Annotated in this window: 29 protein-coding genes, 1 tRNA gene and 6 pseudogenes; 18 read left to right on the forward strand and 18 right to left on the reverse strand. The window is 35.8% G+C overall.

Going from position 1 to position 25,237, the window contains the following annotated elements:
- Positions 1–96 precede the first annotated feature (96 nt).
- A complete protein-coding gene (locus ACFIN0_RS07015) occupies positions 97–279 on the forward strand; it encodes a type II toxin-antitoxin system HicA family toxin (RefSeq protein WP_038473319.1) in 183 nt (60 codons plus the stop codon).
- Between the two features lie 20 nt (positions 280–299).
- Positions 300–722 (forward strand): type II toxin-antitoxin system HicB family antitoxin, encoded by a 423-nt coding sequence (locus ACFIN0_RS07020; RefSeq protein WP_375702198.1) that lies wholly within the window; start codon positions 300–302, stop codon positions 720–722.
- A 3-nt stretch (positions 723–725) separates the two neighbouring features.
- Here ACFIN0_RS07020 and ACFIN0_RS07025 read toward each other — a convergent pair whose 3' ends face one another.
- From ACFIN0_RS07025 to ACFIN0_RS07080, 12 genes and pseudogenes are all read right to left on the reverse strand, one after another.
- Positions 726–1,268, reverse strand: coding sequence for a hypothetical protein (locus tag ACFIN0_RS07025; RefSeq protein WP_375702199.1), 543 nt, complete (start codon positions 1,266–1,268; stop codon positions 726–728).
- Between the two features lie 12 nt (positions 1,269–1,280).
- Complete coding sequence (gene ssb / locus ACFIN0_RS07030; protein ID WP_375620506.1) at positions 1,281–1,733, reverse strand: single-stranded DNA-binding protein; 453 nt, start codon at positions 1,731–1,733, stop codon at positions 1,281–1,283.
- Positions 1,734–1,874: 141 nt separating this feature from the next.
- Entirely contained in the window at positions 1,875–2,255 is a 381-nt protein-coding gene (locus ACFIN0_RS07035; RefSeq protein ID WP_375702200.1) for a helix-turn-helix domain-containing protein, read from the reverse strand.
- Positions 2,256–2,500: 245 nt separating this feature from the next.
- Positions 2,501–3,015 (reverse strand): annotated as a pseudogene (locus ACFIN0_RS07040) (hypothetical protein).
- Positions 3,002–3,349, reverse strand: a complete 348-nt coding sequence (locus ACFIN0_RS07045; protein ID WP_375651454.1) for a hypothetical protein — start codon at positions 3,347–3,349, stop codon at positions 3,002–3,004. The pseudogene ACFIN0_RS07040 and the gene ACFIN0_RS07045 overlap by 14 nt, the downstream one beginning before the upstream one ends.
- A 154-nt stretch (positions 3,350–3,503) precedes the next feature.
- On the reverse strand, positions 3,504–3,938 hold the full coding sequence (locus ACFIN0_RS07050) for a hypothetical protein (RefSeq protein ID WP_375633283.1): 435 nt from the start codon (positions 3,936–3,938) through the stop codon (positions 3,504–3,506).
- Positions 3,922–5,157: a hypothetical protein gene (locus ACFIN0_RS07055; protein WP_375702201.1), complete on the reverse strand. Its 1,236-nt coding sequence runs from the start codon at positions 5,155–5,157 to the stop codon at positions 3,922–3,924. The genes ACFIN0_RS07050 and ACFIN0_RS07055 overlap by 17 nt, the downstream gene beginning before the upstream one ends.
- Positions 5,147–5,617 carry a crossover junction endodeoxyribonuclease RuvC gene (locus tag ACFIN0_RS07060; RefSeq protein ID WP_375702202.1) on the reverse strand — a complete coding sequence of 157 codons (471 nt, stop codon included), beginning with the start codon at positions 5,615–5,617 and terminating at the stop codon, positions 5,147–5,149. The genes ACFIN0_RS07055 and ACFIN0_RS07060 overlap by 11 nt, the downstream gene beginning before the upstream one ends.
- Before the next feature lie 405 nt (positions 5,618–6,022).
- Positions 6,023–6,454 (reverse strand): hypothetical protein, encoded by a 432-nt coding sequence (locus ACFIN0_RS07065; protein WP_375633225.1) that lies wholly within the window; start codon positions 6,452–6,454, stop codon positions 6,023–6,025.
- A gap of 8 nt (positions 6,455–6,462) precedes the next feature.
- On the reverse strand, positions 6,463–6,780 hold the full coding sequence (locus tag ACFIN0_RS07070) for a dATP/dGTP diphosphohydrolase domain-containing protein (protein ID WP_375613946.1): 318 nt from the start codon (positions 6,778–6,780) through the stop codon (positions 6,463–6,465).
- Between the two features lie 123 nt (positions 6,781–6,903).
- Positions 6,904–7,272 (reverse strand): hypothetical protein, encoded by a 369-nt coding sequence (locus tag ACFIN0_RS07075; RefSeq protein WP_375613947.1) that lies wholly within the window; start codon positions 7,270–7,272, stop codon positions 6,904–6,906.
- 18 nt (positions 7,273–7,290) lie between these two features.
- On the reverse strand, positions 7,291–7,542 hold the full coding sequence (locus ACFIN0_RS07080; RefSeq protein WP_375668697.1) for a helix-turn-helix transcriptional regulator: 252 nt from the start codon (positions 7,540–7,542) through the stop codon (positions 7,291–7,293).
- Positions 7,543–7,651: 109 nt separating this feature from the next.
- On the opposite strand from ACFIN0_RS07080, the gene ACFIN0_RS07085 reads away from it, so the two are divergent.
- The 8 genes and pseudogenes from ACFIN0_RS07085 (at position 7,652) to ACFIN0_RS07120 (ending at position 12,319) form a co-directional block, all read left to right on the forward strand.
- Positions 7,652–8,269: a helix-turn-helix transcriptional regulator gene (locus tag ACFIN0_RS07085; RefSeq protein ID WP_375607534.1), complete on the forward strand. Its 618-nt coding sequence runs from the start codon at positions 7,652–7,654 to the stop codon at positions 8,267–8,269.
- Between the two features lie 156 nt (positions 8,270–8,425).
- Positions 8,426–8,800, forward strand: a pseudogene (locus ACFIN0_RS07090) (hypothetical protein).
- Between the two features lie 67 nt (positions 8,801–8,867).
- Positions 8,868–9,626 carry an antA/AntB antirepressor family protein gene (locus ACFIN0_RS07095; protein ID WP_375702203.1) on the forward strand — a complete coding sequence of 253 codons (759 nt, stop codon included), beginning with the start codon at positions 8,868–8,870 and terminating at the stop codon, positions 9,624–9,626.
- 12 nt (positions 9,627–9,638) lie between these two features.
- On the forward strand, positions 9,639–9,956 hold the full coding sequence (locus tag ACFIN0_RS07100) for a hypothetical protein (protein ID WP_375702204.1): 318 nt from the start codon (positions 9,639–9,641) through the stop codon (positions 9,954–9,956).
- Between the two features lie 11 nt (positions 9,957–9,967).
- Positions 9,968–10,537, forward strand: coding sequence for a hypothetical protein (locus tag ACFIN0_RS07105; RefSeq protein WP_375621848.1), 570 nt, complete (start codon positions 9,968–9,970; stop codon positions 10,535–10,537).
- A gap of 74 nt (positions 10,538–10,611) precedes the next feature.
- On the forward strand, positions 10,612–11,418 hold the full coding sequence (locus tag ACFIN0_RS07110) for an ERF family protein (RefSeq protein ID WP_375702205.1): 807 nt from the start codon (positions 10,612–10,614) through the stop codon (positions 11,416–11,418).
- A 1-nt stretch (position 11,419) separates the two neighbouring features.
- Positions 11,420–12,043 carry a lambda exonuclease family protein gene (locus tag ACFIN0_RS07115; protein ID WP_375702206.1) on the forward strand — a complete coding sequence of 208 codons (624 nt, stop codon included), beginning with the start codon at positions 11,420–11,422 and terminating at the stop codon, positions 12,041–12,043.
- A gap of 72 nt (positions 12,044–12,115) precedes the next feature.
- Positions 12,116–12,319 (forward strand): AlpA family transcriptional regulator, encoded by a 204-nt coding sequence (locus ACFIN0_RS07120; RefSeq protein WP_005865986.1) that lies wholly within the window; start codon positions 12,116–12,118, stop codon positions 12,317–12,319.
- Between the two features lie 99 nt (positions 12,320–12,418).
- Here the strand turns inward: ACFIN0_RS07120 and ACFIN0_RS07125 are convergent.
- Positions 12,419–12,494: transfer RNA gene (locus ACFIN0_RS07125), tRNA-Thr, on the reverse strand.
- A 489-nt stretch (positions 12,495–12,983) separates the two neighbouring features.
- Here ACFIN0_RS07125 and ACFIN0_RS07130 point away from each other — a divergent pair.
- Positions 12,984–13,046: a hypothetical protein gene (locus ACFIN0_RS07130; protein ID WP_375607396.1), complete on the forward strand. Its 63-nt coding sequence runs from the start codon at positions 12,984–12,986 to the stop codon at positions 13,044–13,046.
- A gap of 605 nt (positions 13,047–13,651) precedes the next feature.
- On the opposite strand, the gene ACFIN0_RS07135 is transcribed toward ACFIN0_RS07130, so the two are convergent.
- On the reverse strand, positions 13,652–13,984 hold the full coding sequence (locus tag ACFIN0_RS07135; protein WP_375610830.1) for a hypothetical protein: 333 nt from the start codon (positions 13,982–13,984) through the stop codon (positions 13,652–13,654).
- 164 nt (positions 13,985–14,148) lie between these two features.
- On the opposite strand from ACFIN0_RS07135, the gene ACFIN0_RS07140 reads away from it, so the two are divergent.
- The 5 genes from ACFIN0_RS07140 to ACFIN0_RS07160 all read left to right on the forward strand — a co-directional run bounded on the left by ACFIN0_RS07140 (position 14,149) and on the right by ACFIN0_RS07160 (position 18,309).
- The gene (locus ACFIN0_RS07140; protein ID WP_375702209.1) at positions 14,149–15,576 is read left to right on the forward strand and encodes an amino acid permease; all 1,428 of its coding nucleotides are present in this window, start codon (positions 14,149–14,151) and stop codon (positions 15,574–15,576) included.
- Between the two features lie 40 nt (positions 15,577–15,616).
- Positions 15,617–16,297: an energy-coupling factor ABC transporter ATP-binding protein gene (locus ACFIN0_RS07145; RefSeq protein ID WP_375610829.1), complete on the forward strand. Its 681-nt coding sequence runs from the start codon at positions 15,617–15,619 to the stop codon at positions 16,295–16,297.
- Positions 16,294–16,950 (forward strand): energy-coupling factor transporter transmembrane component T family protein, encoded by a 657-nt coding sequence (locus tag ACFIN0_RS07150; RefSeq protein ID WP_375610828.1) that lies wholly within the window; start codon positions 16,294–16,296, stop codon positions 16,948–16,950. The genes ACFIN0_RS07145 and ACFIN0_RS07150 overlap by 4 nt, the downstream gene beginning before the upstream one ends.
- On the forward strand, positions 16,947–17,504 hold the full coding sequence (locus ACFIN0_RS07155; RefSeq protein ID WP_375610827.1) for a biotin transporter BioY: 558 nt from the start codon (positions 16,947–16,949) through the stop codon (positions 17,502–17,504). Before ACFIN0_RS07150 ends, ACFIN0_RS07155 begins: the two co-directional genes overlap by 4 nt.
- Positions 17,505–17,742: 238 nt before the next feature.
- Positions 17,743–18,309: a biotin transporter BioY gene (locus ACFIN0_RS07160; protein ID WP_375702207.1), complete on the forward strand. Its 567-nt coding sequence runs from the start codon at positions 17,743–17,745 to the stop codon at positions 18,307–18,309.
- 27 nt (positions 18,310–18,336) lie between these two features.
- Here ACFIN0_RS07160 and ACFIN0_RS07165 read toward each other — a convergent pair.
- Positions 18,337–18,508 (reverse strand): annotated as a pseudogene (locus tag ACFIN0_RS07165) (single-stranded DNA-binding protein); the annotation flags it as partial.
- Positions 18,509–19,030: 522 nt separating this feature from the next.
- On the opposite strand from ACFIN0_RS07165, the gene ACFIN0_RS07170 reads away from it, so the two are divergent.
- Together ACFIN0_RS07170 and ACFIN0_RS07175 are read left to right on the forward strand one after the other, a co-directional pair.
- The gene (locus tag ACFIN0_RS07170; RefSeq protein WP_375607395.1) at positions 19,031–19,210 is read left to right on the forward strand and encodes a hypothetical protein; all 180 of its coding nucleotides are present in this window, start codon (positions 19,031–19,033) and stop codon (positions 19,208–19,210) included.
- 25 nt (positions 19,211–19,235) lie between these two features.
- Positions 19,236–19,289, forward strand: a pseudogene (locus tag ACFIN0_RS07175) (hypothetical protein); the annotation flags it as partial.
- 619 nt (positions 19,290–19,908) lie between these two features.
- Here the strand turns inward: ACFIN0_RS07175 and ACFIN0_RS07180 are convergent.
- The 3 genes and pseudogenes from ACFIN0_RS07180 to ACFIN0_RS07190 all read right to left on the reverse strand — a co-directional run.
- A pseudogene (locus ACFIN0_RS07180) lies at positions 19,909–22,524 on the reverse strand (DEAD/DEAH box helicase family protein); the annotation flags it as partial.
- Positions 22,525–23,140: 616 nt separating this feature from the next.
- A pseudogene (locus ACFIN0_RS07185) lies at positions 23,141–24,748 on the reverse strand (YfjI family protein).
- Between the two features lie 12 nt (positions 24,749–24,760).
- Positions 24,761–25,237: toprim domain-containing protein (locus ACFIN0_RS07190; RefSeq protein WP_375702208.1), on the reverse strand; the 477-nt coding region annotated here is incomplete at its 5' end.

Genomic DNA, 25,237 nt, shown 5'->3' on the forward strand with positions numbered 1-25,237 from the left:
TGATCAAAACTTAGTATTTTAAAAGCCAATCTTTAATTTTATACAAATAACAACATTTATGTTGTATTTAAACATTTTAGATGTTATATTATATTTATGAACAGTCAAGAATTAAAAAGATATCTTACGAAACATGGTTGCAGTTTTACCTCAGGGAAAGGTGGCCATTTGCTTGTAAAACGTGGTTCTAAAAAATCCGTTTTACCTATGCATGGTACGCGGAAAGAATTAGGAACGGGATTAGTTCAAAAGATTCTTAAAGATCTTGACCTAAGGTAAGTCTGAATATGGAGATGTAAATGAAATATGCACTTAAGTTTATCAAAGATGACAATGATACTCTTCTTGTCGTTTCCAAAGACTTTCAAGAATTTATTACCTATGGTAACGACGAAAAAGAGGCTTTGGAACACGCTAAAAATGCCCTTTTAACAGTTATTATGGGGCGTTTCCAAGATCGAGAAGTGGTCCCTTTTGGAGCTCGTGATGCTGCCTATCCTTTTGTTGAAGTATCTTCATTAGTTATTTTAAAAATTGCAATACACAACGCTATGATTGAAAAAAACTTACGCAAAGCTGATCTCGTGCGTCTTTTAAAACTTCACCCAATACAAATTGACCGATTATTGGATTTAAACCACGCAACAAAATTAGATGCTTTAGAATCCACTCTCATTGCTCTTGGAAAAGAGATCACTATCAATGTTCAAAATGCTGCTTAAAATTTAGCGGTTTTGTATAAAATGTTTATGAAGTGCATTCAGAGCAACATACAGCGAACCGACAAGATGTGGCAGTGATTGATCTTCACTAACAAGATACTGTAGCGCGGCATAAAGGTTGTGCTGTCTATAAAGGCATTGTGCTTCTTTTAGCACCTCTTTCATTGCTTCATAGTAATGAGTAGTTTTTTCAATCCATTGTTTTTTTGCCTCTTCATTTAAAGATGGAGTAAAGTCATCATAAATTGCATTTGGTAAGGCTTTTGCACAGAGATAATTATTTCTCACTTCAAGATATTTTTGTGCAGCATCATATTGGTCTTGATTAATCACACCTTGCAGATAAAGCCGCCCGATATAGGTACCGGAAAGCGGATTTTTAGCCTCTTCTATGGTCAAACAGAAGCATTTGGCACGCATTTCAATTGCCAATTTATCCATGGGTTCATGCGGTGTTTTTGCTCGTGAGATACGTCCATTTGGTTCTCTGATACATCCTTTAATCCGTGGACGACCGCGTTTTGCACGTTTTTTTCTTTTTGTCATATTTTTTTTCAATCAGAATGGGACGCTATCGTTAAGAGCCGTTCTATAATCTTGAGCACCTGAAGCGATAGCATAATTTTGAGAAGTAATAGGTGAAGGGGTAGGGGATGCCGATTGATCTTTCTTTGCATCAAGCAAATACAATTCACCTTTGAATTGTGGTAAGACAATCTCTGTTGTGTAACGGTCATGCCCATTTTTATCTTGCCATTTGCGTGTCTGTAATTTTCCTTCTATGTAAACCTTTGAACCTTTGTTTAGATATTGAAGTGCAATTTTTGCTAAATGCGGATTAAAAATCACCACGGAATGCCATTCTGTTTTCTCTACTTTTTGATTGGTTTTTTTATCTGTATAGCTCTCAGAAGTCGCTATACTAAAATTGACTATTTCTGCTCCAGAATTCATTGTTTTGCTTTCGGGATTGGCACCAAGGCGCCCGATTAACGTCACTTTATTTAGCATATTTTAGTTACCTTAAATTTGTATTTAAATATGTAAAAAATCTTAGCATAATTTTATTATTTTTTCAATTATTTCAATGATATATTATTAATTATTAACATATAACATTACGTTTTGTGGTGTACGTATAAGATAAGGAGATCAAGGGATTTTATTTTGCAAGCAGCGTTTCTTTTCCATTTTCACCATAAATTCCTTAAACTCTGTTAGCTCTTGTTGTGAAAGGTGTTTAAAAGTTCTACAAAACGTGTTAGCCATTTCATGGTTAAGTGGATCAGAAGAATTCATTATAAAACTCTTTCGGCAAATATCAGCCTCTTTTCTTAAAAGAGAAGCCATGTTTTGATCTAAAGCGTACAGCTTTATGATCTTTTCTTCCATTCCTACTGGAACAGATTTCTTGCCAATCTCAACAGAAGATAAAAATGCTACAGATATGCCTAGTTTATCAGCCATATCTAAGAGCCGTTCAAAGCGATCAAGGCGAATTTTGCGTAAAGTTTTGCCAAATAGTGTAAGCATGTGATTAAAACTCCTATTCATGCAATCAAGCTGCTTTGAGAAATGATATTGTGTTTTTTTCAAAAATTTCTTTGACTTTTCCATAAAGTATAGCCTTGCCGCCTGGATATCTTAATGGTGAGCAGATATGAGTCATCGTTACGTGCCTTTTTAGGTGTTTTTTGATGTTTTGTTGATTTCATCAATCGATGTTAAGAAGATACAATACCGATTAACCAAAAAAGTCTTATAAATCGGAGATTTTACTATGGCTTTTTAGTACAAGACTGTAGTATGTAGATGGATATGTTTATTAAATTGCGTGTACGAAACATAAGAAACAATACACAGCATAAAAAATAGTACCAAAGTACAATGTCTAAATACCCAAATACGGTATCCAATGAAAAAGAAAACTGGTGTTCCACGTGCTTAGAGGTGACAGGCAAAGAAACCGTTTCTTTATAACTATTTGGAAAAATTAAAACGACAAGCGCTAAAATTATTATATTTAAAAGTCTGTGCATATACTGTTGTAAATCACGTGTTAGTTTCACCCAACCCGTTGTATCATCATCTTTATATTTTGGATTATTTTGCAATTCAAAAGGAATATGAGAATTGCATAAAATTACAAAAATATTTGTTATTATTATCAAACCAAAAGATGCAAATATCAAAATACTTTGGATAAAGTAGGGATTTTTTTAATTCCTAAAAAACATAAAAATATAAAAGTTATAATGCCAAACAAGGCTCTTATTTGCTTATCTGTAAACATATTTATTTCCTGCGGTTTTCGATAATTTTTTGATCTCTTTATTGATCTCGTCTATAAGAGGTTCGTAATTCAGAATGCTTTTCGGAATAGCACCACCGTAAACCCATGCTTTCACCTGCGCTTTGGTACTAAAATCTGCATTTTCTGGTGTGGTATAATACTGTCCGCCATCAAACTTTTCACACTCTCTTGTGCCGTCTTCATATTCGTAGAGGTTGTAAAAATACTCCTCTGCTCCGTCTCCCCAAGGAACATAACCAACAGCTGTTGCAACAAACTCTTTTTGCATAGGCTGTTTACGTTTTTTAAAGAATCTTCGTTTTAATATTTCCATGTTTTAATTCCTATTTTTACCAATAGGTTAATTTACCTTAAATTTGACCGTACAGAGCGTTTTGTATTACAGATGTGTTTTTATCATAAAATCTTTAAATCGCTTTGTATGGTGCCTTTTTGTCGATTTAAACACATACCTAATTGTAAAATGATCAGCACTTTTCACTAGTTTGCTGTGGACCAAAGCGTTTCATTATCCCACCAATGCCATTTAAAGTCTCTTCAAGCTCTTGCTTGTGAACAAGCGTTAGTGGTCTAAAATGCTCTTTCGCTGTTTTTTCTTTGAGTGTTTTCTCACGTGTGTTTTCAATTGCTCTACGTACAGTTTCGGCTTTTGAAAGAAGGGTATTTTCTAGTGTCTGGCAATAAGTTAAAAGCTCTCCACAAGTTGGCATAAATGTTTTTGATATCCCAATTGCTTGACCAGTTACGATATCTTCGACGCCTTTTTTCAGAGCATATGCTGAAATCCGTTCCAGCATCATGCTATAGGATAGAACAACGGCTTTGGAATCTGTGTTCGCAGGGACTCTCATGCTTGAGAGTAGGAAAGAAGCTTGCTCAATTTGCTTAACTGAAGCTTTCACAGAGAGCAACGCTTGTAGAAGATTGCAAGCATCTAAGGTTTGCTCTTCCTCCTGTTTCGTCAATGTATTCCCAGCTTTCAGCGTCAATGGATACCCCGGACTGATCATTTCCATAATCTTCTCCAGATGAGAGATGATCTCTGAGTTCGTTGAAGCCTTCTGCAAGCTGTTCTGTGAAAGTTTTCTGAGTGAATTTTCCATGATAACCACCTAACCGTTTTTCCTGTTCTAATCTTGCTTTTTTCTTTGCTAGCGTTCCGATAGGGCTTGTGACCCAATTGTACCAAGTCCTTTGCCAATCTCGTTTGTTTGCATTTTTACCTGGGTTTGCTATCCAGTAATTTGTGAACCGTTCGGTTTCTAACAGCGCCTCATCATGCGTTAATCCTTGATCGATTGCGTATTGCAAATTAGGTTTGAAATCCTCTGGCAATCGACAACCGCGATTAGCTTGCGCTCGTTTTGCTTTTTTGGGAACGTTCTCTTGCTCGTGAATGGAAGGTTGGTTGTCTGATGAGGTTTCGATTTGCTCTGATGTGATCTCAACAGCAGCAACCTCTGTTGGCTCGTCAACCAAATCGATTGTTTCTAAATCTTCAGAACCAATTTCTTTTTTTGCTAAAACGATAGTTTTAGTTTTTTTATTATAACTGTTAATGTTAGTGTTATTGTTTATGTTATATATATAGGCATCATTAAGCATGTCGTAAGCATCATGCTTAGCATCCTTAAGCATACTGTTAGCATCATGCTTAATAACTTTAGCATCGTTAAGCATGGCTTTAGCATTGTTTTTATCAGTATTTTCAATGGCTTTAGCATCATCACAAGCATCATTTGTATGTTTATCCCATCTTGCCTGCGCTGCTTTCTTTGCTCTCTCTGATAACTTCTTTGACCGAGATGTCTTCGATACTTTATCTAAGCTTTCATTAGAGTTATTGAGTTCTTCTTCAACTTTTAAACTCCATAAACACCCATCGTCTAAACGTTCGATATGACCCGTGCTTATTAAAACTTCTAACGCTTTCATAAACATTTTTACTGAACAACCAGTGTAATTAGCCCAGACCTTTGTGTTATTTAAAAGCGGCTCTCCAGTGTAAAGCATTTGCAAACGCAATTTTATATAAACATTGCATTCAATGGGAGATAAACAAGCAAGATCAAGAATCCACCTATCTGCAAACAGCCTCGTCCACGGTAATTTACTGGACATATATACCCCCTTCTTTCATTAAATATAAAATTGCCAAAGCATCTGCTTCGTTGTCGTCACAAGGCGCGTGACCTTTTGCACGCATTGCCTTAATCATTTCTTCTTTTGACGCATTCCCTTTGCCTGTCATTGCTTTCTTAATGGTACCAACGGGAATGCCTTCATACGGTATCTGATGATGTTCACACCACGCCGTTAATGTTGCTAGAAAGCCCCCATAAACATGAGAAGCGTCTGTACCCACATGCCGGCGGACCTCTTCAAAATACACTGCATCAATTTCATCAACAGACCTCTTTAGTTCAGTAAGCCATTTCTTAAAGCGCAAATAACGCATACCACCGCCTTCAAAACGGCGTGATTGAAAATGTTCTGTATCACTTGTGATAAAACCATCTGCATCACGAAGCGCCCAGCCTGTCTTAGTCCCTAGATCAAGGCAAAGAATTGTATGAGACATCTAAATCACCAGTACCTACTTCTCATTAATCTTGTGCTTTAAACTCTCAATCTCAGCATCTAATTCCTTAAGAATTTTCTTCTTTTTTATGACGGGTTGAGCAGAAGTATACACTATGTAAATAGGCGCAACTAAAAGTATAAAAACTATCATTGCAATAAAAAACACTGCATTTATTGATATGAATAAGTAGAGTACTAATTCACCTAGATTCATGTTCCCACCCCATTCTTGAAGATATGCATTTTCAAATCGTGTAAAATTTTATGTTTTTTCGAAATGATCTCACGGAGTTTATCGTTCTTTTTGTCTAATATTTCCGAGACAACAAAGGAGATTATAAGTAAATCAAAGATCACAAATGCAATACCCAAAGCTATCGCTGTCACACTCATCTTTTTTCCCTCACTTTCTTTTCTTCTTATGAGGCGGCGTTTTTACTGCACCTTCACGCTGCTTAAGCTCTTGTCTTAGTCTTTCAATTTCCTCGTCACGTGATTGAACATCTGCTTTTAGTGCCATCACTACTTCACTTACATCTCTGAATGCCTTTTCATGTTCTTCAGTCCTTTGTTGTAGTTCTTTTATCGCTCTATCGCGTTCTTTAATTGCAATATTCAGATCACTAGTTCTCTTTGCCACGTCCTTTGAAGATGCACTTCTTGACCACGCGTATTCTTCATCAAGAGTTTTTATGCTGCTTTTTAAAGTCAAGACCTGCTCTTTAAGAACTTTGACTTTGTTGCGATAATAAAATACAACACGCAACATCGCTCCGCATACAAGCAAAGCTCCCAAAACTACCAAGCCCGCTATTAAAATCTCATTCGAACTCATTCTGATCTCTATTCTTTGCTTTTAGGGCGGTCATCTCGGCCAATCCGTTTTGCCTCGCATTCCATTAAAAAAAGAATGCAACAAGCCGCATGTGCCAAGTGTGATAAATTACTCTCGCCATCCTTATTCTCTCCACCAAACCATGCTAATAAATGACGTAAAGAAGCTCCATACAAACGGCTCCAATTCATGCCATGACGCCAATTGCTTGCACCGTATTTGTTTTCTCCAAGCTCTAAAACTCTACCGATTTCAATCAGTGTCAACGGTGGAATAAGATCAACACGCGGTTTACCAATGTCATTCTTATGTGCTTTAAAAACCATGATTATCCCCCCCTTAAGGCTCTACGTATTTATATGTTTGCTATGACAGAGCGTTTAGTCATAAATTAAAAAAAATGAACTTACTCAATTCAAAAATACACTGCATGCCTCATCTCGTTACATTTAATGTTTGGACCGATTGTGTTTTTCAAAAATTTTTTGAGAGTTTTCTTTGAAATATTTTGTGTCGCCATGCATCTTTATGGACAATTCTGGTCCTAAAGAATTTTTGGCTATTAAATGGTTGTTTTCATCAAAAGAAAAATTCCAATCAGAATTATTAAAAACGATTGTACAGCCTTCTGGAAAACCTATTTCCTGTATTAAATCTTTCAAAATATAAAAAGTATAATATGATTTTTGCAAAACATTTACATAGCTTTGCTCTTTTTTACGATATAAATAAAAAACTTTACGATAGGCCCACAAACAAAAAACCGTAATTACATTGGTCGTAAAAAGTATAATAATTGCCGCTAAACCATAATCCATCTTTACTTTCTTTCTTCTTTAAGAGTGTGAATGGTGCTGTTGATGTTCGTTATTATCTGTAGAAGCAGCAATAAAAGCAGGCATAGAGCTAGAACTATCCTTCAACTTTTGCAGCTTTAGATAATTTATTACGGAGATAGATCCTCTTTTTTCCCACTTGCAAACAGCTGCTTGAGTTACACCAAGCATTTTCGCCATTTCTGATTGTGTCCAATTAAATTTGCCCCGTATTGACTTAGTCAAATTCTTAAAATCTTCTCGTTGATCCATTTACAAGCTCCAATTACAGCTTTGTCTTATTTTATTCATATAATTATAGTTATATAAAGTCAATGAAATTTATCTTTATCAACGATAAAAAAATAAGGTAAGCAGAAGTATGAGTAATAAATCTAATATTATAAACACATTAAAAAAGATTTTGACCGAGTTTAACTTAACGCAAGAAGATGTAGCCAAACGGCTAAACGTAACACAAGCTTCAGTGTCTAAGTGGTTAAAAGATTCTGATCCACGCGGCTCTAATAGAGATGCCATTTTAGAATTATATAAAGAACTAAAAGGGGATAATCACTTCACAACTTTTGTTCCTCTTATGGGGTATATTGGAGCAGGAACACAGATAGATCCAAGTTTTGAACAAATCCCTGAAGATGGTCTTGAACAAGTAGAAATTCCTTTTGCTTTACCTGATGATATGGTTGCTTTTGAAGTTAAAGGAGATTCTATGATTCCAGCCTATAAAGATGGAGATATGGTTATCGTAAGACGGCGCCAAATTAAAACAATAGAATCCTTTTTTGGCAAAGAAGCCGTTATTTTAACACATGATAATAAAAGATATATAAAGCAGATTAGCAGGGGCATGAATGGTGAAATAGATCTGCTTTCTTGGAATGCCTTACCTATTAAGAATGTTAAAATTGTGTGGGTTGGAGAAATATTTGCTATTTTGCCAATAAGTTCTTACAGCAAGATGATTCGGACTTATCGCTAATTATCCTCCCCTCTTATTCAGCAAGATATTATAATATTTTTTATAAAAATATAATTTTTTATAATTTTTTGCTTGCTGTTTTATAATTATAGTTATATAAGTAATTATACAAACCACGCACAAACAATCGCCAAGAGGCGTTAGGGAGGAAAAATTATGGATAAGCCAATTCTTATAAATTCCAATGAAATTTTATTAGTTTCCTACGATGATAATCAAAACATTGCAGAGTCTGGACCACTTGATGCAAGCTAAATTCTAAGCATTGTTGCTGAGGTAGATGATGCAATCCAAATCTTTCGTATAAATCCTTCTGAGAATAATTGTGAAGATATCTCTGAAGAGATTGCAGACGCATATGTAGAAGCAAATATTGAACATCTCCATGAGGATAGTGAGGTTCATTACTTTGTACGTGAAAGTGATGCTTACAATGAACTTTTAGACGAGATCGCAGACGAAAAATATAATGATGAGGTCTACGGGACCTATGAAGAGCAAAATAAATTACGTCTTTGTGATGTGATTTAAAAATTCTAAAGGGCGCATTTAAAAGCGCCCCCTTTCATTCATCAATCCCATCAATATGAGGTTCGTAATGGAAAAGCCTATTGCTATCCAGCACAATACAATCAAACACGAAACCGTTCAAACGGTCAACGCTCGTGAGTTACATGCGTTTTTGGAAATTGGGAAAGATTTCTCTACTTGGATTAAGGACCGTATTCATCAATATGAATTTGAAGAGGGAAATGATTTCATAAAAACACAAGATTTGCGGTCCCCAAAATTGGGGAGCGCAAAATCTAGAGCTGTTACAGCTATAGACTATCACCTCACATTAGACATGGCAAAAGAGCTCGCCATGGTAGAGCGTAATGAAAAAGGAAAACAAGCCCGTCAATATTTTATTGAATGCGAGCGGCGTGCAAAGCAAGTTGTTACACCACAAATCGATTACTCAAGTCCAAAGGCTATGATTGGCTTTTTGAATTACCTACAAGGTCAAATAGATCAAAAAGACACCATCATTGAAGATTTAACACCAAAAGCCATGGCTCTTGAAAGCTTACAGCGCCATGATGGACTCTTTGGTCTTACAGAAGCCGCTAAAATACTTGAGATGCAACCAAAACAGTTCATTCAATTCTTACAGCAAAAAGGGTGGGTTTACAGACGAGCAGCAGGTGGAAATTTGCTTCCTTATCAAGACAAAATCCAAAAGAAACTTATGGATTGTCCAACTATCACACTTCAAACCGCAAATGGAATAGAAAAGGTCATTCCTTGCGCAAAAATCACCACAAAAGGTATGGGGCTGCTGTCTCAAGAGTTTAAAAGACAAAGCATGCATTAAGAGGAGGTTATTATGATAAAAAAGAAATATGAACTGACTGATGAGACAATTAAAGTTGGTAAAATAATACTTCACCGTATCCGCGCATTAAAGAATTTCGGAGATATTAAAAAAGGTGATCTTGGTGGCTTTGTAGAGACTGAAAGAAATCTTAGCCATGATGACAATTGTTGGGTTGGTGATGATGCGTGGGTTTATGAAAATGCATATGTCTATGAAAACGCTAAGGTTTATGAAGATGCCGAAGTCTATAATAACGCAAAAGTTGGTGGTAATGCCATAGTAGCTGGCAAAACAGCATTTTATGGAAGTGATGCTATCTTAAGGTAGGGGCAAAAACCATGGAAAAGAAATACGAACTTACTGATGAAATAAAAGAATTTTATGATGCAAGAACCGATAAAAGTAAAAAACTTTATCGCATACGTGCATTAAGAGATTTTAGAAATATTAAAAAGGGTTACTTAGGCGGCTATATACAAAAAGAAGACAACCTATCGCATGAAGGCGATTGTTGGGTTTGGCATAAAGCTATGGTTTATGGTGACGCTAAGATTTTCGGCAATGCACAAGTATTTGAATGCGCAGAAATTACAGGCAGGGCGCGTGTTTATGAAAATGCAAAAGTTTGCGGTGAAGCATATGTTGAATATGATGCACAAGTTTACGGCAATGCACAAATTTATGGTGAGGCTCGAGTTTTGGGCCATGTTTATGGCTATGCCCGTGTCTATGGAAATGCTTATATAAGTGATAAAGCACACATTTCCGGAAATATGAAAATTCTAGATGGAGTATATATTTTCGATAATGTAAATATTTCTGGTAATCTTGAAATTCGTGGACGCAATTCAATCATCTACGAAAGTGACTATTCAGCAAGCGATATAAGCTACATAAGCCGTTTCTAACACCGAAAAACCAACTTTTAAACACCAGCGTGATTCACGCCACGGGTGAATTGCGCGCAATGTAGGAAATCAAGATGAGTGAACAAAACACTAACCTAATAGAAATTGAAGAAACACATCATGTAGCCGTCGAACAAACTGTCATGGAATGTATTTTAAATAAAGCCTTAGACAGTGACGTCGATATGGATCGCTTAGAGCGTCTTCTTGAATTGCGAGAAAAGGAGATAGAACGACAAGAGCGTCAAAACTTTGTCCGTGATCTTTCTACTATACAAGTGGAATATAAAAATATCGAACAAAATGCCATTAATACACATACTAAAAGCCTCTATACAACGCTTGATAAATATATTGATGCTATTAAAGAACCTCTTGCAAAACATCACTTTGCCTTGTTCTCTCGTATCAAAGACCAGAGTTCAAATGACATAACTGTAGAAATGACTTTAAAGCATATATCGGGCAATGAAATATCAACACAAGGAACATTTCCCATTGATGCTACGGGAAGCAAAAATAACACACAAGCGGTTGGTTCTACTATAAGCTACGCACGTAGATATCTCTTAGGCATGCTTCTTAATGTTGCAAGAAAAGAAGACGATACAGATGGAATAACACTTCTTGCGGGTATCTCTTCTGAACAGATGAATGAAATCAAAGAATTAATTAAAAAAACACAATCTGAAGAAAGTAGGCTTCTCTCTTTCATAGGAGTAAAAAATCTAAAAGATATGTCTTTTAAACAAGCACAAACCGCTTTGTTTTCTTTGAAAAAAAAGCAACGAAAGCAAATGAATAAAGCACAACAAGAGCAATTAGATGCACCTATACAAGATATCGAATATGCGCCAACTCAACAAGAAACGGCGGTGTGAAATGGAACAAAGGACAGCAGAGTGGTTTCAAGCGCGCTTGGGTAAAGTCACTGCATCTAATGTCTACAGCGTACTCAGTAAGACAGCTAAAGGCTTGCCTACCAGCAAATATGAAGACTACAAAACGAAACTCATGACAGAACGCTTAATAGAGGAAATAAGCCAATCTTATACAACACCTGCTATGCAATGGGGTATCGAACATGAAGAAGATGCCTTAAGAGAATATGAATTCATTTATGACGCAGAAGTCACAAGATGCGGGTTTATCCCACACCCCAAAATGGAAATGGCGGGGGCTAGTCCTGATGGGTTCATTGGAGAGGACGGTTTAATAGAAGTCAAATGTCCACAATCAACCACGCATTTGCGTTTTTTTATTTATGACGAAATCAAGCCTGAATATATCGCACAGATGCAATTCCAAATGGCATGCACTGGACGCAAATGGTGTGATTTCATGAGCTATAATCCAAACTTTGTAGGCAAATCTACTGGTTTGAGAATGAAAATCAAACGCGTCCTCCGTGATGAGAAACACATTGAAGAGATCAATAAAGCGGTCGAAATCTTTTTAGGGGAAATAGAACAAGAGATGCAAAAGATTTTGGCAAAAGCTGCTTAAACCTATGGGGGTGCTCTCTCCTTCCAGCACTCCCACCCATTTAATTAATATAAAAAAGAGAAAGGTAATGAGATGATATTTGATGATGGAGATAGATATGTAACGACACGTGAGTGTGCACAGCTTTTTAGTGTATCCACAACAACGATTCGCAATTGGGTGCTTCAGGGGTTGTTTCCGGAGCCATATAAGCTAGGGAGAGCAGTGAGATGGAGAAAAAAAGAGATCTTAGCCTTCACTCCAAAGAAAAATAAGGAGCAAATAAGAACAAATTAGGTAAAATTATATAAACTGTAGAAGGTGGTCTAAAAGGTGGTCTGAAAATGGCTGTTTAAAGAAAAAATCTATATATTTCAATACGCTAAATACAAAAAGTGGTGCCGCATGCCGGATTCGAACCAGCGACCCCATCATTACGAATGATGTGCTCTACCAACTGAGCTAATGCGGCATAGGTTTGTAAGTCAATGAGACAAAACTAATTTGAGGGTAATAGCTAAAAGTACGTATAAAAGCAAGAATGCATTTTTTCAATAATTTATACATATGATAATAATTTGAAGGAGAAGTATGTAAAAGTCAGAGAAAAGTATTCTTTGACCTTAATGCTATAAAATGCTTTCCAATTTACGATAGCACTTAAATTAAGAAGCTGGGAATGTAGATCTTTAGAATGAAAAATGGTGTTAAGATAACTTAATCAAGATAAAAAACTTTTCTGATTTTTAAGAAAGAAATTTGTTGCATAGAGTGATTGGGAAAATAAAGATCATCATAAACCTTTTATAATGTGCAAATAGATGAGTAGAATTAGTTGAAAAGTTACTTCTCATTTTTATGGGAAGAAGAAGGGAGGAAGATTAATAACATTAATCACGTTTTTTTTATTTAAGGGGAAGTAAAAATCATGTCGGATGAAGATCGGCTGATAGAACTAGAAATGAAGCTAGCTTACCAAGAAAAATTCATTGAGGAACTTTCTCGAGAGGTAACTAATCAATGAAAAAGTTTGGATGAGATATCTAAAAAGTTGATATTTTAGCGAGACGATTTTCAGCTTTAAAAGAACAGAGTGTTACTGAAGCTGTTATCTTACCATTTTCTCAATAGGGAGAAGGTGCGAAATATTTTTTATCACAATTGCAATTATTTACAGATGAGTTTTTATTTCACGCATTTTGTTAGACTTGTAGAATAATTTTTATAAGCTTCTTCATTAATTTTAATAAGTTCTAATCTTATAAGGAGTGCTGATATTAGAAGACGTTTTTTATATGGGGTTTCTAGTACGAAAATTAAGAAAAGTTTTTGTAGAGTATAAAGAAGCAGCCATAGAAGAATATATGAACTGCAATATTTTAAGTTTTTTCTGTACAGAGTTTTCTTATAGGTGGGAGGTAGATTTATTCGCTAATTTTTTAAAATTGATACAAATAAAGTGATGTTATCGTTATCTATAGAAATCATAAGTGAGCGCCTATATTTATAATAAAGCGTTTTAATTTGTTCTGATGATCAAGTGATTTTCAGTTGTTTTAATAGAGTGAGGGGGGTTAAGCGACATCGATTATGTTATAGTACACAGAGCTCTAGAAGTTTTTTTCAAGATCAAATGGACTCTTTATTATATGATATTTTGTGAAAAGGCTTTTGTTTTTCGTAATTTAAGATACAAAATACTATTGCTAAAGCCCCAAAGATAGACCATGCGGGTAAATAAGTAAGAGTAATGCAAATTGAGGACAGAAAATCAGGCATTACCTTGCATAGAGATTGATTAAGGTGATAGATATCTGTTTGCAGAAGGTTTGTTAAAATTTTATTAAAGGGGGTTGTTGTCCAATGTGATGTGATTAAAGAGTGTGCGTTATCAATGACCAATGCTATAATGGTTAGTGTAACGAAAATGAAGGACATTAATTTAAATAAAGGGTGGAGCATATTTTTTCTTAAAACTTCAACGGGACATACGTATAATGCACAAAAAAATAAGGAGTTGCATTATGATAAGAAAATAAGTTTACGTTTGTTTTGTGTTTTTTGAAAGAGGTGCCTAATTTTTCAATAAAAGTTGAGGTTAAGTTCAACAAAAGTAGTGAGGCATGATGTCTGAAAAAAAGCACGAGGAATTGAAGCGTAGCCTTCAAAATCGCCATATTCAAATGATTGCTTTGGGTGGCGTTATTGGGACAGGACTTTTTTATGGGTCAACCGAGGCAATTCAATTAGCTGGTCCCTCAGTTATTTTATCTTATCTTGTCGGCGGGCTTATTATGTATTTCATTATGCGAATGCTTGGTGAAATGTCAGTAGAAGAACCGTCTTCAGGAGCATTTAGTTTTTTTGCTTATAAATATTGGGGGAGATTAGCTGGTTTCATAACAGGTTGGAATTATTGGTTTCTTTATATTCTTGTGAGCATGGCTGAACTTACAGTGATAGGGTTTTACCTTGATCATTGGACTTTGATTGATCATTGGAAGACATCTTTCATTATTCTTTTATTTGTTACATTTGTTAATTTGTTTAATGTTCGTTTTTATGGAGAATTTGAATTTGCTTGCGCTTTGATCAAAGTGGCTGCTGTTATTGGTATGATTATTTTTGGAATTTTTCTCATTGTCACTGGACTAGGGGAAAATCAAGCGAATATTCATTATCTTTGGGACCATGGCGGTTTTTTTCCTTATGGAGCAGTAGGGGTTGTTTTAGCAACTTCTGTAGTAATGTTTTCTTTTGGAGGAACGGAGCTTATTGGTATTGCTGCTGGAGAGGCATCTAATCCACAAAAAACAATTCCAGCGGCTATTCGTCAAGTTATGTGGAGGATTATAATTTTTTATATTGGTTCTATCAGTGTTATTATGATAATCAGCCCTTGGAATATGATTGGAAAAAAAGGTAGTCCTTTTGTCACAATTTTCGAGACTATAGGAATTCCTGCTGCTGGTCATATTTTGAATTTTGTGGTGATTATGGCTGCTATTTCTGTTTACAATAGTGGCATTTATTCTAATGGCCGTATGCTTTATAGTTTAGCTGTACAAAAAAATGCACCACATATTTTTAGTAAACTGAGTGCTGCTCGTGTTCCTTATATTGCTATCCTTTTTTCATCATTATGTACGGCGTTGATTGTCGTTGTTAATGCTCTTGTTCCTGATAATAGTTTCATGCGGATCATGGCTCTTGCAACTGCAGCAGCAGTGATTACTTGGGCTATTATTGTTATTGTTCATTTGAAATTTCGCAATGCCCATAAGAACAGAAAGGGCGATTTTATTTATGCGTTTGGTTTATATCCTTACGCTAACTATCTTTGCCTCTGCTTTCTTGCTTTATTATTTTGCATTATGTTTGTCAGTGGTTTTGGGAAAAATGGATTGATGACTCGACTTTTTGATATGATAGGAATAAGCTTGCCTTTTCTTGAAGCATATATTCCTGTACAGATGCCTGATATGAGTTTGGCAGTCATTATTATTCCTCTATGGTGCTTGTTATTACTTTTAGGTTATAAACTGAAACGATAGAGAAAGAAGAGCTAATAAAAGGGATTGATTGGAATAAGCCTTGGGGATTATAAAATTTGATGAGGTAACACAAGTTTTTGGTGATTTGTGTGTTTTAAGAAATATTACTGTACAGCTTACCGAAAGACGAATTGCTATTATAGGTGCGAATGGTTCTGGAAAAAGTACATTTGTTCGCCTTATTAATGGGCTCCAATTACCATCTTATGGCTGTGTAAGCGTTGATGGGCTTGATACAAAACGCGACGCAAAAGCAGTAAAGCGTAAAGTTGGATTTGTTTTTCAGAATCCCGATAATCAGATTGTTTTACCATTAGTTGAAGAGGACTTATCCTTTGGTCTCAAAAATTTAAAGCTTAATAAAGATGAAATTAAGGAGCGTGTAGATGAAATTTTACAGCGCTATGAACTTCAAGATTTCAGAAATCACGCTGTCCATTTATTAAGTGGTGGGCAAAAACAACTCGTTGCTATTTCCAGTGTAGTTGCAATGAAACCAGACTACATTATTTTTGATGAGCCGACGACATTACTTGATTTGCGAAATAAGCATCGCGTTACGCAAGTGATAGAAGAATTACCACAAACGGCAATAGTTGTATCGCATGATTTAGAGTTTTTGAAAAAATTTGATAGAGTGCTGGTTTTTGATAAGGGGGATATAGCAATTGATGATGTACCTTTTGTTGCTATAAAGGAGTATATAAGAAGAATGTCATGATCGGTTTATATATTCCGAGGGATACATTTATTCATAGGTTAAGTCCTGGAGTTAAGTTATTATTTCTTACGGCCTGTGGAACTTTTATAATAATGGTTTCTTCCATAGCGCTTCTTGGGTTATTTCTATTGTTGGTCATCTTATTCTATAGAGTCGCCAAGATCCCTTTCAAAACTGTGATAAAGCAATTTAAATCGATGGGATTGCTTTTAGTTCTTCTATTTGTATTTCAAACTATTTTTAGCGGTTGGCTTACGGGGGTTGAGGTCATATTACGTCTTGTTATCCTCTTTTCTTTATCATCAGTTATTTCATTCACAACAAAAGTTTCAGATATGGTAGATGCAATTGAAGCAGGCCTCCAGCCCTTTCGTTGTTTTGGTATAAATCCATCAAAAGTGAGTATGGTTATCTCTATGGCGATCAGGTTTATTCCTCTTTTGAGTGAAAAGTTTAATGAGGTACATGAAGCACAGCAAGCAAGGGGACTTAATACTAACATTGTCGCTCTTGCGATACCTTTAATTATACGGACTATAAGAATGGCTTCAGAAGTGGCTGAAGCATTGGAAGCGCGTTCTTATGATGCTGATACTATTGATACAGCATCTCATAATAATAAAAATTCTTATAATAAAAGAAGAATCAAATGAATACAAAAGATTTAGTTTATATTGCTTTATTTGCCGCTATTTATGCTATTTTGGGCCTTTTCCCTTATATTTATCTTCCTTTTCTTCTAGGGGTGCCTATTACAGCTCAATCGATGGGACCGATGCTAGCAGGGTCTATACTTGGGGCAAAAAGGGGTGCTTTAGCGTCACTCCTTTTTCTTGTTCTTGTTGCGATTGGATTACCTCTGTTGCCTGGTGGTCGTGGTGGAATAAGTGTCTTTTCAGGAATTGCAAGTGGTTATTTAATAGGTTTTCCATTTGCCGCATTTTTTATTGGTTTAATGGTAGAGTTGTTTTGGCAGCGGTTAAATTTTATAACATTATTTATAATAAATACTTTTGGTGGCATTGGGATAGTTTATTCTTTTGGTGTTCCATGGACAGCGTATATGACCAAAGTTTCTTTACTGAAGGTTTTAATGGCTTCATCAGTTTTTTTGATAGGCGATTGTTTAAAAGTGTTGATTGCATCCTTTATTGCACTCGCGATTAAAAGATCTGTTCCTCTAATTTATTCAAAGCATAATAACTAAAATAAATGCATTATATAATATTCATATATCACTATTATTGAATTTAACTATAGTAATTTATGATGTAATTAAAAATTGTAGAATCTAATATGATTCATATAAGTGATATTATTAAAATAAATTATTATATTATTTTTCTCTATATCTAATGTATTTAAATTGTACTTTTATAAATCTGATACTTTTTATTAATTGTACAACAATAACGAAATATTTTCCCTAGTGAAGGAATAATTCAGTGAATACAAAAGATTTGGTTTATATTGCTTTATTTGCCGCTATTTACGCTGTTTTGAGTCTTTTCCCTCCTATTTATCTTCCTTTTTTGCTGGGTGTCCCTATTACAGCTCAGTCTATGGCTCCGATGTTAGCAGGATCTATACTTGGAGCGAAAAGGGGAGCTTTAGCATCACTTCTTTTCCTTGTTCTTATTGCGATTGGGTTACCTCTATTGCCTAGTGGTCGTGGTGGAATTAGTGTTTTTTCAGGAGTTACGAGTGGTTATCTGATTAGTTTTCCATTTGCTGCATTTTTTATTGGCTTTATGGTAGAATTGCTTTGGCAGCGGTTAAATTTTATAATATTATTTATGATAAATATTGTGGGTGGCATTGGTATAGTTTATTCTTTTGGAATACCATGGGTAGCTTATATGACACAGGTCCCTTTGCTGACAGTTTTAATAAGTTCATTAGTTTTTTTGGTTAGTGGTTTCTTGAAAGTGCTGATTGCATCCTTTGTAGCGTTGACCATAAAAAAAACCGTTCCTCTCATTCATTCGAAAAAAGGGGCTGTTCTGTACTGAAGAACAAATTTTTCCAAATTTCTGTAGATTAAAAAGCACCACGGAATACCATTTTGTTTTGTCTACTTTTTTATTGGTATTTTTATCTGCATAGCTCTCAGAGGTAGCCATACGAAAATTGAATGTTTAGGCACCAAAATTCCTTTTTGCTTTCAGGAGCAGCTCCCAAATAGCCAATTAATATCGTTTTATTTAGCATGCTTGTAAGTTTTATTCGATTTGCATATTATATGCATAAAGCCATAGAATAATTTATTATTTTTTTATATTTTTAGTTAATTAATCACTAATTTTTAAAGTATTAAATTATATTAATTGTACCAAAACATGGATAATTAAGTGTTTATCTAGAACTCTTGATGTATATAATACCCTTATAAATGTATTAATATAAGGTATAAAAATGAGATTTGAATGGGATGATGCTAAAACAAAAAGTAATCTTAGAAAGAATCATGTAAAGTTTTGAAATATCTGCATATGTTTTTTCTGATCCATTCTCCATGGCTAACCAAGACCGTATTGAAAATAGAGAGTATGGTTAGCAAGTTTTAGTGCTTGTGGAGGTTTTTATTACTATTCGTAGCGCATACTGTCCATGACAATAAAGATGGTATAGAGGTAATGCGTATTATTTCAACTCGACGAGCCAATTTGAAAGAGAGGAAACGTTATAAAGAAGAAAGTTCGTTATGAAATTGAGGTAGGTAACTTATCAGCTTTGACAGATAAACAGAGACTTGAAATTGATAAATTGGCTGTAATGTCGGATAGTGCAATTGATCATAGAGATATTCCGTCACTCAATGATGTGTTCTGGAAAAACGCCGTTTTCAATCCATTCTATAAACCACCCAAAACTGTCACAACAGTGCGAGTGGATTCAGATGTGCTAGCGTGACTTTAAAAGTCAAGGGAAAGGATATCAAATGCGGATTAACGCCATTTTACGTGATGGCATGCTTCGTTTAATGTTTTAATTTTTCCTCCACTTAAAAGCAGGGAAGGGGAGTCATACTCTGAAAATCTAAGCAGCTTTCACTGCAGAGTTCTCTAAAACTCGTATTGCTTCTGCAATTAAAATTTTATAGCTTTAATTCTCAGCTAAACGATTCTAAACAATGAAATATATTTTGGATACACTACCTTCTCATAACCACTAAGATAACTTTGGCAGCACCTACTATCTGATAAGATTATAGACATTGTAATTATGTTAACTTTATGAATACCCTTAACTTCCTTTCTTATAAATATAGAATAGATCCAGCCCCAGAATTAGTTAATAACAGTGGTGCTGATAAATTTTTAGAGGAAGGAACGTACTATTTTAACCGTGATAATCAATGTGCTACCTTAGTAATCGAAAAGTTTTCTGTGAACTCAAAGATCTGCTATTGGATTTATGTTTTAACGGGAGAAAATAGCCCTTATAATCCTGAAGTAATTGATTCTGAAAACGACTTTCAGAATATTCCTAACCCACGTCCTAGAAAATATATTGAACAAAATAAGCAATATTTTGGAATTTTGATTCCTATAGAGTTCACTCTTTTTTCTTCAAATAAAGAGTTAAACAAATTCTTGCAGTTACACTACAAAAAAACTTTCATAAAGGTTTATAATAAGATTCTGTTTTGCATGAGTTTCGGTAATCTCTGCTGTACAGAACGTGACGCTTTTGTAAAATTTATCAAGATCTTTCGTTTTCTCTTCGATATTGGTTTTATCAAGTTCTGTTAAGATTTTTTCCATTGCTTGCGAAATGGCATTGTTTTGGACAAATTCATTGCCCTCAAACAAAGCTTCAAACACGGGACGCGTGACAAGATGTTGTGCTAACATCTCAATCGCTTCCTCTTGCTTTATTTCACTGTTTAAATTGTTCTTTAATTCTTTATGAAATGCATCAAAAGCATGAAAGGCTTCACTCTTTTCATCGGAAAGCATATCTTTAAGACGATTAATATGATTTTGAGCAATCTCAGCCACATTGCCCGCCCAATTTTCCCAATAATCCGCAATAGCAAATTTCTTCGCAAGAAGGGTTTTTAGAGCATTAGGAAACTCTTTATAAAAAGGTAATCTTCCTGTTACGCTATGAATAGTTTGTGGTTCATGAGCGGCTTTTCCAATCTCAAGACCCATATGTTCTGATTTTTCATGGATATGAAGTTTATCCTCAACCGCGGTCATGCTCTCTAAGGCTCTAATCTTCAAAACATCACTAACGTCTTGCCCTAAAATCATCTGGTTAAGGGTGATTTCAAAATTCTCATCATGAGCAAGCAAAGCATTGATCACTTGCCAGACAACACTGTATCTTTTGTTGTATTTTAAAGCCTGTTCAGCAGAAACTTCAGCAGGGATCCCAACGGGTAAAATGATATAGCCTCTTTTCTTGCTTTTTGCACGACGCATGATACGCCCCACCGCCTGTATCACATCCACGTGACTTTTACGCGGGTGTAAAAACATGATGGCTCAAGAGCAGGAACATCCACTCCTTCAGACAGACATCTTACATTGGTGAGCACACGGCAAGTATTTCCCCCCACATCTTCTTTAAGCCAATCAAGGGCTTTATGACGCGTTTTGGCACTTTGTGTTCCGTCAATATGATCAAAGGTACAGTGAAGAGGCGGGGTATCTTTATAGACCTTATGAAGATTAAATAATTCTTCCTGTATTTCTTCAGAATTAAATGTGTTACGAATGCGTTTAGAGGTCTTGATATCTTTACAAAAAGCCAAAGCCCGCCGCATGGGATTGGGGTCATCACTTAAATCAACCTTGAGATCTATTTTAGCAAGGGCTTGATAACAGCCTATGATCTTGGTTTTATCATCAAGGATAAGTTCATAATTCTCATCGGTCATCAGATGTTGAATGGATTGACTTACTTCCTCTTCATTAATACCCAAAACAATAATCTTATAAGGTGCAAGCAATTCATTCTGAACGGCTTTTGAGAAGGTATAGGTATAAAGCTCTTTTCCATAGAGCTCTTCATCATCCATAGATGTTAGAACGGCATTGATCTCATTGGCTTTCTTTTTGGCATCATCGGTAAAGATCTTAGGGGTTGCTGTCATATACAGACGTTTTTTGCCCTGAATGATGCTGTTATCATGAACCTTGATAAATTCAGATTCACGCTTGTCTGTTCCTAACACAGCTCCAGTGGTACGGTGTGCTTCATCGCAAATGATCAGATCAAATTCAGGTAAATCGTACTTTTTTTGTGCATCCGAAATCACTTGGATTGAATGATAAGTTGAAAAGACCACAGTCATTAGATCAAGAGAAGTTTTATTGGCTTTACGCGCAAGCTCTTTGGCATTGGTAGTAGCCGGTAAAACAAGGTCTGATGCATCGAGACCAGCTTCATCATCATTTTTATTCTTACGACGCTTTCCCACTTGTGTATCGGAACACACGGCAAAGGAGCGTAAAGGCACTTCTGTATCTTCTGTCCATTCACGAATTTTTTTGAGAGATAAGAGCAAGAGAGGGTACTAAAAACAATACACGCTTGCCAGTTCCTGCTATGGTTTCTGCTATCTTAAGGCTTGTGAAAGTCTTGCCCGTACCACATGCCATAATGAGTTTGCCACGGTCTGCTTCTTGTAAACCTTCACAGATTTTCTCAAGGGCTTCTTTCTGATGATCTAAAAGCTTTTTCTTCGGTTTCTCTTTAAGAACAGCTTGTCCTTGTTCTTTATAAGCTCCCCAATCGATTTGACTGCTTTCCAAATCAAACAGATTAATCCGTTGAGGGCGGATTTCTTGTCCTTCACACGTCAGTTCAACATTGTCACTCCAATCTATTTCGGTGCTATCAACCAGTATGCGACGGGTGAAGATCTTTTTGCCCGAGGCAGCTATAAAGCTATCAATATCTTCTTTTTTAATTATGTGAGAAGCATCATAGCATTTACATTGAATAGCGGCATATCCTTCTTCATCACGGATTGTAGCTACCAAATTAATCCCAATATCCGTTCCATCTTCATCATGCTCCTTAGCCCATTCCAAATAAGTCTGAACCTTTTCGTATTCTTGCTTTTGAAGCCGGTCGTTTGTCAAATAAGCCATGACAAGGTTTTCAAACATGGTTCCTAATTCACGGGGTGATTTAGCTCGTTGACGATAATATTCTAAGAGAGAGCGTAAAGTGACATGTTCATTATTAGAATGATGAGGGCGAAGCATAAAGAATAAACTCCATGACAATATATGCTATTGATTAATTCTCTTCAAAAGAATCGAAATGAAGCTTATTAAATCCATTTTGAGTAAATGGTGAAAAAAATACAGAAAAATGCGAAAAAACGGATAAATTTTTTTCAAAAGGGTTTTTAAAAACTTGTTTATCCACAGCCCATGGCATAGGATAAGATCAGCAAAGTAGTGAAATCTGCTATTCGTTTTATGGAAAAAAGACAAATGAAGCATGTGCTTTTAAAATATCAGAATGATTATTTTGATATGTTTTATGAGTCACTAAAATAATCTAATTTGTCAGTTCAATTTACGAACACAAACTGACGAGTTTTATTTAACTTACATCATTGGTTATCTTTAAAGATTGTACTCTTGATATGAGTTATGGTTTTAAAATGCTAACCTATTGAAATATAATGTTTTTAATTTTTCTCATTAAAAAAAATAATAGAGGGTCTAAAAGGAACTGACAGCACTGACACACTGGACAAAACTCTTCCTATAAGGTCACTCAGATCATTATCTTTGGAGAAAAATTTCTTGATGAGAATGCCATTAAAAAGAGTTTTGCGTGGTTGTCTTAAAGACTTCAAAAGAGATTTCTTTATTGTTTTATGCTGTTGTTTTTAACCAAAGGATTCCATTCATACCGTCTATCAGGACGCCGACCTAATTCATTCCCCTCTATAGGAAATTCACGAATATAGTTACAACGACATAAAAGCTCTAAAGCTTGCTTAACGGCTCCATTGTCTTTTAAAGATCTCCAACACCGTCTATAGATATCTCTTGCCGTAAAAACATTGGGTAAAAGATCACAGCGCTCTACAATTAATTTTGCACGCTCTGCTGTTAATGTATCATTCGCCGCATAAAGACGTTTTGCATGACTTATCAGATATTCTTCCCAATATAAGGCTCTCTCAAGGGCATCTCTATTGATTTCAAAACGCCCCCCTTCACTCAATTCAAAAATCAATGCAAGGGTTGGTATGGTTTTATTCATTTTCAAAAGATGCGCTTGTAAACTTGATGAGAAATGACCTCCTTTGATTGTTCTTTGAAAATCTTCCCACCATTCACGAAACATTTCTTGGGCTTCGGCAGAAAAGCGTATAGTTATCGGATATTTTGGTGATCCTAATGGTTTATCATAAAGAGAACGAAAAACCCCTTGATAACTTTCTCATGCCTTTTGATTATGAGGTCTATCAACCCATAACTGTTCTTGTCGTTCATCGGGATAGATCAGCATTTGAAACCGTTGCATAAGACCATCATCGTTTATTCCACGGTGCATGTCTTGAATAATGGGAATAATACGTGCAGGTTGAATACCTCCTATAATAGAGAGAGTTGCATTGGGAATATGAATGGTTCCACGTCCTATACGGTCATAGGTGTAAGACTTATTGCCATTAAAAGCGGTTAGATAGAAAGAACGGTCTGATTGATATTCCTTTCTTTCCAAATTGGCTAAAAAACCAGCCAGTTCATCACGCACCAACAAGAGACCACGGGGGGTTTCTTTTAAGAGTTCCCCAAGCTTTTCGACAGTCACATCATTGACGATAAGACGTCGTTTTATAGAACTATCATCTTCCTCACTTTCTTTGTGTTCAAGAGCTTGTGAAAGAAGAGCAAGGGCTTGTTCTTCATCTTGATCTTTGAGTGCTTTATAGGCTTGTTTTTTCTTTTCTCGTTTATCTAATTCATTAAGAATCTCTTTTGTTTCTTGCTGTTTTTTCTTCTTTACCCACTCTTGATGCCATTCATCTTGAAATTCATAGAGAGGTTCTAAAGCAGCGTCCATGGTATCTGTTTTCATAGTTGAAGGTTCCCCCACAATGGCACCCCAGAGATTAGGAACAATTTTCCAATTGGCATGTTGTTTTGGAGAAACCCGCACGCCATTTCCAATGACAGCAGACAATCCACATAAAGCAGAAACAGCAACAAAATCGATAGAAGATTGTTGAATATCAGCAACGTCATAAACATAGTTTATTAATGGTGTTGGAAGCAGGAATATTTTAAAAGGCTCGACGGGTAAGAGAGCCGTAGCAATCGGTTGTAATTGCCCCCAACCATTTTGTTGCAAGGCTTGTTCATAAGAAATGGCTTTTAAACAAGTATTTTCGTTTAAAGAGACATTATCGTTATCATTGACGGGAGTATTTTCATTATTGTTTTGTAAATTACTATCTTTCATAGTTTCCCTCTTTTAAGAAAGTAATACGTTATTAAAATCGGTTCCTTTTGGAGCTTGCATCATAAAGACCTCAAAGCCATGGCTATAGGCACGTGCAGCTAGGGTAAAACCTGCTTTACGACCCGCATCATCGCCGTCCATTGCAATTGTCAGACGTCCTTTTGTAGGGGGTAAATTCACATGCCTCATGCTATGGGTTGAAAGGGACACCCATAAATCAACGGGCTCTGGTAACAACCCAGACAGCAGAGCCAAACCGGTTTCAATGCCCTCACAAATGACTAGATGTTTTGGATTACCTTGGCTTAAATGCACAGCGCCACCCGTGATAGAACCCAACATGGCTTTGGCTGGTTTTTGATCTGTTTTACAGCCATTGTCTTTTAAAAAGGTTCTATGAATGGCAAAGGAACCAGCCCCCTTAACAAGAGCAATCAACGCGGGCAATGTACCCCCAGAGGGGTGTAGACATTTGTCGTAAAAGCGTAA

Source organism: Bartonella sp. AA89HNZF (genome assembly GCF_042196905.1).
In the GTDB taxonomy this organism is placed as follows: domain Bacteria; phylum Pseudomonadota; class Alphaproteobacteria; order Rhizobiales; family Rhizobiaceae; genus Bartonella.